This is a genomic window from Methylobacterium oryzisoli (assembly GCF_046557895.1).
Taxonomy (GTDB): Bacteria; Pseudomonadota; Alphaproteobacteria; order Rhizobiales; family Beijerinckiaceae; genus Methylobacterium; species Methylobacterium oryzisoli.
The window spans coordinates 1-7,034 of the sequence record NZ_JBKIBX010000042.1; the positions used below are offsets into that span (position 1 = coordinate 1).

5 protein-coding genes are annotated in these 7,034 nt (G+C 69.9%); all 5 read left to right on the forward strand.

Annotated elements, in window-relative coordinates:
* Positions 1-282 precede the first annotated feature (282 nt).
* The 5 genes from ACKUB9_RS27500 (at position 283) to tkt (ending at position 7,007) form a co-directional block, all read left to right on the forward strand.
* Positions 283-1,374 (forward strand): IS5 family transposase, encoded by a 1,092-nt coding sequence (locus tag ACKUB9_RS27500; protein WP_407529176.1) that lies wholly within the window; start codon positions 283-285, stop codon positions 1,372-1,374.
* 56 nt (positions 1,375-1,430) lie between these two features.
* Complete coding sequence (locus tag ACKUB9_RS27505; protein ID WP_407529235.1) at positions 1,431-1,718, forward strand: hypothetical protein; 288 nt, start codon at positions 1,431-1,433, stop codon at positions 1,716-1,718.
* Between the two features lie 527 nt (positions 1,719-2,245).
* Entirely contained in the window at positions 2,246-2,929 is a 684-nt protein-coding gene (locus tag ACKUB9_RS27510) for a hypothetical protein (protein WP_407529178.1), read from the forward strand.
* Positions 2,930-3,083: 154 nt separating this feature from the next.
* A complete protein-coding gene (locus ACKUB9_RS27515; protein ID WP_407529179.1) occupies positions 3,084-4,910 on the forward strand; it encodes a glycoside hydrolase family 15 protein in 1,827 nt (608 codons plus the stop codon).
* A 27-nt stretch (positions 4,911-4,937) separates the two neighbouring features.
* Positions 4,938-7,007, forward strand: coding sequence for a transketolase (gene tkt, locus ACKUB9_RS27520; RefSeq protein WP_407529180.1), 2,070 nt, complete (start codon positions 4,938-4,940; stop codon positions 7,005-7,007).
* The last annotated feature ends 27 nt before the right edge of the window (positions 7,008-7,034 follow it).

Below are 7,034 nucleotides of genomic sequence, written 5' to 3' on the forward strand. Positions count from 1 at the left end.
AGGCCGCAGGCCAGCACAGACGTGCGTCACGACCAACTCACGTTCGAGTCAACGCTAAAGCGCGGCGGTATTAAGCCGTTGTAGAAGATGCGATTTCGGGATTTTTGGCTGAGACGGTTTCTGTCCGCCGCCGTTCCAAAGAAAATCCAATCTGGTCAGCCATTTAGGCTGCTTCGGCCTCGGCATGGTGAATAAGACGGGCTAGCAGGGCGCTGAAAAAGCCCGTGGTACGCGGGACGGCGGCGTGGTTCACTCCCGACGGGGCCGTTGTCGGGGGCGGGAATGCGGGGATCAGACACACGCTCTGGATCGCTGTTCTCCTACGTGGACCTGGAGACGCGCGTCAGAGCCAACCACCCGCTCCGCACCATCCGGCAGATCACCGATGACGCCCTGCAAGCCATCAGTGGTGTGTTCGCGCCGCTCTATTCGCGCGTCGGACGGCCTTCGGTCGCACCCGAAATGCTGCTCAGGGCCATGCTTCTGCAGGCGTTCTACTCCATCCGCTCAGAGCGCCAGCTGATGGAGCGGCTGGAGTTCGACCTCCTGTTCCGCTGGTTCGTGGGTCTGGGCATCGATGAGGCGGTGTGGGACGCCTCCGTGTTCGCCAAGAACCGGGACCGGCTGCTCGAAGGCGACGTCGCGGCCAAGTTCCTGGCTGCCGTGCTCAGTCAGCCCAAGGTGACGCGCCTGCTCTCCACCGAGCACTTCAGCGTGGATGGCACCCTGATCGAGGCATGGGCTTCGATGAAGAGCTTCAAGCCGAAGTCCGACAAGGATGCGGACGCACCGCCCACCGGTGGACGCAACGCGGACGTCGACTTCCGCGGGCAGAAGCGCTCGAACGACACACACCAGAGCACGACCGACCCGGAGGCGCGGCTCTACCGCAAGGGGTCCGGGATGGAAGCCAAGCTGTGCTTCATGGGCCATCTCCTGATGGAGAACCGCGCGGGCCTGCTCGTCGGCTCCTGCCTGACGAGCGCTGACGGCCACGCGGAGCGGATCGCGGCCTTGGCGATGATCGAGCCGCGAGCCGACCACCCCCAGGCCATCTCGGTCGGGGCAGACAAGGCCTATGACGCCGAGGATTTCGTCAATGAGCTGAGGTCCATGAACGTGCGCCCGCATGTGGCCCAGAACACGAACGGCCGGCGCTCGGCGATCGACCGGCGAACGACGCGCCATGCGGGCTATGCCATGAGTCAGAAACTGCGCAAGCGCATGGAGGAAGGGTTCGGCTGGATCAAGACAGTGGCGGGGCGACGCAAGACCCGCTTCCGCGGCAAGGACCGGGTTGGGTGGGACTTCACCTTCGCGGCGGCGGCCTACAACTTGATCCGGTTGCCGAAGCTGCTGGGAGCCCTGGCGTGACGCCCCGCGCGTCCGGGCTGGCCAAGGCCTTCCAGGGCCGGTGGCGGATCGTCGAGATGGACCTGTGGGACACCGACTATCTTGACCTGCTTGAGCCGGCCCACATCACCTTCGCGGACGAGCACGATGGCCGCTTCGTGTTCGGCGCGGTCCAAGGCAGCCTCGACGTGCGCTACGGATCGCGCGACGGCTCGGCTTGCGCTGAGTTCTCCTGGGAAGGCTTGAACGACGCTGATCCTGCGTGCGGCCGCGGCTGGGCGATGCCGGGCACCGCGGGCCGGCTCGTCGGGCACATCTTCATCCACAACAGCGACGATTCCGGCTTCGTCGCGGAGCCAGACTGAATTTTTTCAGCACCCTGCTAGGTCAGCCAGGAGATCAAGCCACCTGGACGGTTGGCTCAGACCAGGACGGCAAAGCCAACGAGTCGCGGGGTTGACTTGGAGCACCACGAGAGTGAGCTCCGTCTCGCTGCTGCCAGATATGCTACCCAACTTCCTGGGACTGGCCAGTACGAAGCAGGACGGTGTGGCGAAAATTGTGCCCGAAAACGAAAGGTTTCAGGATCTTAGGGGACGCCCTGGGATTGAAGAGAACAGCGGAGAACGAATTTCAAGACCGCTGCCTTAAACCACTCGGCCACCCTTCCGGCGGACTGTCGCCGCACCGGCCGGTCGACTCGCGCGTGAGCTCGGATCCGGACCGGCGATGTCTAGGGCGCGCCGGAGCGGTGCGTCAACCGCGGGACGTGGTGGATGGCGGGTGGGGGCCTTAGGGCGAGCAGAAACATCGCTGCAAAGAAATGGCCCCGCTTCGGCCGTAAAACCGGGGCTGAGTGGAGCGCGAGGCGGCAACGGAGGGTGAGGATCCCATGAGCGAGATCGACGGTCGGCGGGAACGTGCGGCAGGGATCGCCCGGGGTTCGGCATCGCTGGGCTACCTGCCGCTGCTGCCGACGCTCGGCGTCGTCGCGTGCCTCGCCGCCGGCTCGCTCTACTGGCGCGAGGCCGCGCCGCGGGCGCCGGCCGGGCAGGCCGCGTCCGTGCTGCCCCTGCCCGCCGGCAACCCGTTCGAGGTGGCCGCGGACGGCCTCGACGGCCGGGTGCGGGCGCCCTACCCGATCGAGTTCGAGCAGCTCTTCCCGCTGATCGGCATCGCCGCCGCACCGGAGCGGCCCGCCGCGGAGACGCCGGCCCTCGCCAGCGCCCCGGCGGCGCTCTGCGAGACCGTTCCCGTGCTGCCCGCCCGCGACGAGCTGCTGGCGCCCGGCGAGGGGCGCAGCCCCGTGCGCCGCCGCGCGAGCCCGCGCCGGGCCGCGGAGGCGCCGCTCCTCGCGGGCGTGCGCCCGCCGCCGCGCCCCGAGACCCTGCGGGTCACTGCCGCCGACGCCGCCGCCGACGTGGAGCGCGCGGCACCGGAGACGCCGCGCCCCTTCCTCGCCTTGCCCGAGGTGGTCGAGACCGGCCGCGATATGGTGCGGCACGTCGCGGCCTTCGGCGAGGGCGTCGCGCAGGCGGGCGGTGCCGTGCTGGACCTGATCGACCGGCGGCGCTGAGCCTCCGCGCGGCTGGACCCCGCGCCGCCGCCGCCTACCTCCCCAACGTCACGTGGCGGATCCGTCGAACGGACCCGCCGCGTGACGTCGTCGAGGACAGGATGCCGTCGGTGCGGCCCCGGCCCGCGCCGGTCGGCCTGGCGCGGGGAGCGTGATGGCACTGCGGATCGAGGATTACGCCCTCGTGGGCGATGGGCGCAGCGCCGCCCTGATCGGGCGCGACGGCAGCGTCGACTGGCTGTGCTGGCCGCGCTTCGACGCGCCGGCCTGCTTCGCGGCCCTGCTCGGCACCCCCGGACACGGCCATTGGCGCATCGCGCCCGCCGATCCGCACGGCCGCGCCGAGCGCCGCTACCGCCCCGGCACGCTGGTTCTGGAGACCACGCACGAGACCGAGGCCGGTCGGGTCCGGGTGACGGACTACATGCCGGTCAACGACGGGCTGCACCTCATCCGCCTCGTCGAGGGCCTGAGCGGCAGCGTGGCGATGCGCATGGATTTCGTGGTGCGCTACGATTACGGCTCCGCCGTGCCCTGGGTCTCGCGCAACGAGCACGACGACCTGCGGGCGATCGTGGGCCCCCACAAGCTGGTGCTGCGCACCCGCGCGCCGCTGCACGGCGTCGGCCGCTCCACCGTGTCGGAGTTCACGATCGAGGAAGGCCGCTCGCTCGCCTTCGTGCTGAGCTACGGCCCCTCGCACGAGGACGATCCGGCCCCGATCGAGCCGCGCCGGGAATTGCGGCGCACCACCGAGACGTGGCTGGCGTGGTCGGGCCGCTGCCAGGGCGGCACGCCCTGGGACGAGATCCTCAGCCGCTCGCTCCTCACCCTCAAGGCGCTGATCTACGCGCCGACCGGTGGCATCGTGGCGGCCCCCACCACCTCGCTGCCCGAGCAGATCGGCGGCGTGCGCAACTGGGACTACCGCTATTGCTGGCTGCGCGATTCCACCTTCACGCTGCTGGCGCTCATGGATGCCGGCTACCTCGACGAGGCGCGGGCATGGCGCGACTGGCTGCTGCGCGCGGTGGCCGGCAGCCCCGAACAGGCGCACATCCTCTACGGTCTCGCCGGCGAGCGCCTGCTGCCGGAGATCGAACTCGACTGGCTGCCGGGCTACGAGAACTCGAAGCCCGTGCGCATCGGCAACGCCGCCTCGCAGCAGTTCCAGCTCGACGTCTACGGCGAGATCTTCGACGCGCTGTTCCAGGCCCAGGAGCGGGGGCTGGAGGGCGACGAGACCGGCGTGCGGGTCGGCCTCGCGCTCCTCGAACACCTGGAGAAGGTGTGGCAGGAGCCCGACGAGGGCATCTGGGAGGTGCGCGGCGGGCGGCGCCACTTCGTGCACTCGAAGGTGATGGCCTGGGTCGCCTTCGACCGGGCCATCCGCTACTACGAGAAGCACAGCCGCGACGACGCCCACCACGCGACGGTGTCGCGCTGGCGCGCGGTGCGCGCTGCGATCCACCGCGAGGTCTGCGAGAAGGGGTTCGATCCCGGCCTCAACAGCTTCGTGCAATCCTACGGCTCGCCCGACTTGGACGCGAGCCTGCTGCTGATGGCCCATGTCGGCTTCCTGCCGCAGGACGACCCCCGGGTGGTCGGCACCGTCGAGGCGATCGGCCGCCACCTGATGCGGGACGGCTTCATCCTGCGCTACGACACGGAGGATCAGACCACCGACGGCCTGCCGGCGGGCGAAGGCGCCTTCCTGCCCTGCAGCTTCTGGTACGCCGACAACCTGATCCGCCTCGGCCGCTGTGCGGAGGCGCGCGTGATCATCGAGCGGCTGCTGGGCGTGTGCAACGATGTCGGGCTGCTCGCCGAGGAGTACGATCCCGTGGAGGAGCGCCAGGTCGGCAATTTCCCGCAGGCCTTCAGCCACGTCGCCCTCGTCAACACGATTCTGAACTTCAGTCGCGCGGTCGGACCCGCTAAGGAGCGGGCCGGAAGCCAGGACGCGGCGCACTCGTCGTGACCGCCGACACTTGACCACGAGGGCCCCATGAGCGCAGCCGACACGCCCGCGAAGTCCGGCATCAGCGACATCGACCAGCGCAGCATCGACACCATCCGCACGCTGGCGATCGACGCGGTGCAGAAGGCGAATTCCGGCCATGCCGGCGCCCCTATGGCGCTCGCCCCCGTGGCCTTCACCCTGTGGAACCGCTACCTGCGCTACGACCCGGCGCATCCGGCCTGGCCCAACCGCGACCGCTTCGTGCTCTCGGTCGGGCATGCCTCGATGCTGCTCTACTCTCTGCTCCACCTCGCGGGGGTGGCGGAGAAGGATGGGTCCAACGCGCCGGCCGTGAGCCTCGACGACATCAAGCGCTTCCGTCAGCTCGACAGCCGCACGCCGGGCCATCCCGAGTACCACTTCACCACCGGCGTCGAGGTGACGACCGGCCCGCTCGGCCAGGGCGTGGCGAACTCGGTCGGCATGGCGATGGGCGCCCGCTACCTCAACGACCGCCTCGCCTACGGCGACCGGCCGCTGTTCGATTTCAACGTCTACGCCCTGTGCAGCGACGGCGACCTGATGGAGGGCGTCTCGGGCGAGGCGGCCTCGATCGCCGGCCACCTGCGCCTCGCCAACCTGTGCTGGATCTACGATTCCAACACCGTGACGATCGAGGGCCACACCGACCTCGCCTTCAGCGAGGAGGTGGGGACGCGCTTCCTCGCCTATGGCTGGCAGGTGCTCCGGGTCGCCGACGCGAACGACGTGCACGCGCTGGCGGGCTCGATCGAGACCTTCCTGCAGTCGCAGGACCGCCCGACCCTGATCATCGTGAACTCGGTGATCGGCTACGGCGCGCCGACCAAGCAGGGCACCTCGAAGGCCCATTCCGACGCGCTCGGGGTCGAGGAGGTCAAGGGCGCCAAGCGCGCCTATGGCTGGCCGGAGGATGCCGAGTTCCTCGTGCCGGACGGCGTCTACCAGAATTTTCGCGATGGCATCGGCGCCCGCGGCGCCACCCTCCGGGCCGAGTGGGAAGCCCTGATGGCGGAGGTGCGCGCGAGCGATGCGGCGCTCGCCACCGAGGTCGAGACCTACCTCAAGGGCGAGCTGCCCGAGGGCTGGGACGCGGACATCCCGACCTTCCCGGCCGACGCCAAGGGTCTCGCCACCCGCGATTCCTCCGGCAAGGTGCTCAACGCCATCGCGCCCCGGCTGCCCTGGCTTCTCGGCGGCTCGGCCGACCTCGCGCCCTCGAACAAGACCAAGCTGGAGGGCGAGGCCGCCCTCGGCCCGTTCACGCCGGGCGGGCGCAACCTGCATTTCGGCGTGCGCGAGCACGCGATGGGCTCGATCGTGAACGGGCTCGGGCTCGTGGGTCTGCGCGCCTACGGGGCGACCTTCCTGGTCTTCTCCGACTACATGCGCCCGCCGATCCGCCTCGCGGCGCTGATGGAGCTGCCGATCTTCCACGTCTTCACGCACGATTCGATCGGGGTGGGCGAGGACGGGCCGACCCACCAGCCGGTGGAGCACCTGCTGGCGCTGCGCGCGATCCCCGGGCTCATCACCCTGCGGCCCGCCGACGCCAACGAGGTGGCGGTGGCCTACCGGGTGATCATGGGCCTCAAGCACCAGCCCGCCGTGCTGGCGCTGAGCCGCCAGGCGCTGCCCACCCTCGACCGGAGCCGCTACGCGCAGGCCTCGGGGCTCGCCAAGGGCGCCTACGTGCTCGCGGATTGCGAGGGCACGCCCGACCTGATCCTGATCGGCACGGGCAGCGAGGTGCAGCTCTGCGTCGGTGCCTACGAGACCCTGACGAGCGAGGGCGCGAAGGTGCGCGTGGTCTCGATGCCCTCCTGGGAGCTGTTCGAGCGCCAGGACGAGGCCTACCGCGAGAGCGTGCTGCCGCCCGCCGTCACGGCCCGCGTCGTGGTGGAGCAGGCCTCGGTGATCGGCTGGGACCGCTATGCGGGCAGCGCCGGCACGATCCTCGGCATGCACACCTTCGGCTCGTCGGCCCCGATCAAGGACCTGCAGACGAAGTTCGGCTTCACCTCCGCCAAGGTGCTGGAGGCGGCGCGCGCGCAGCTCGCGCGGGGCCGGCGCTGAGCCGCAGGCCTGGGGTTGGCCGCCGCT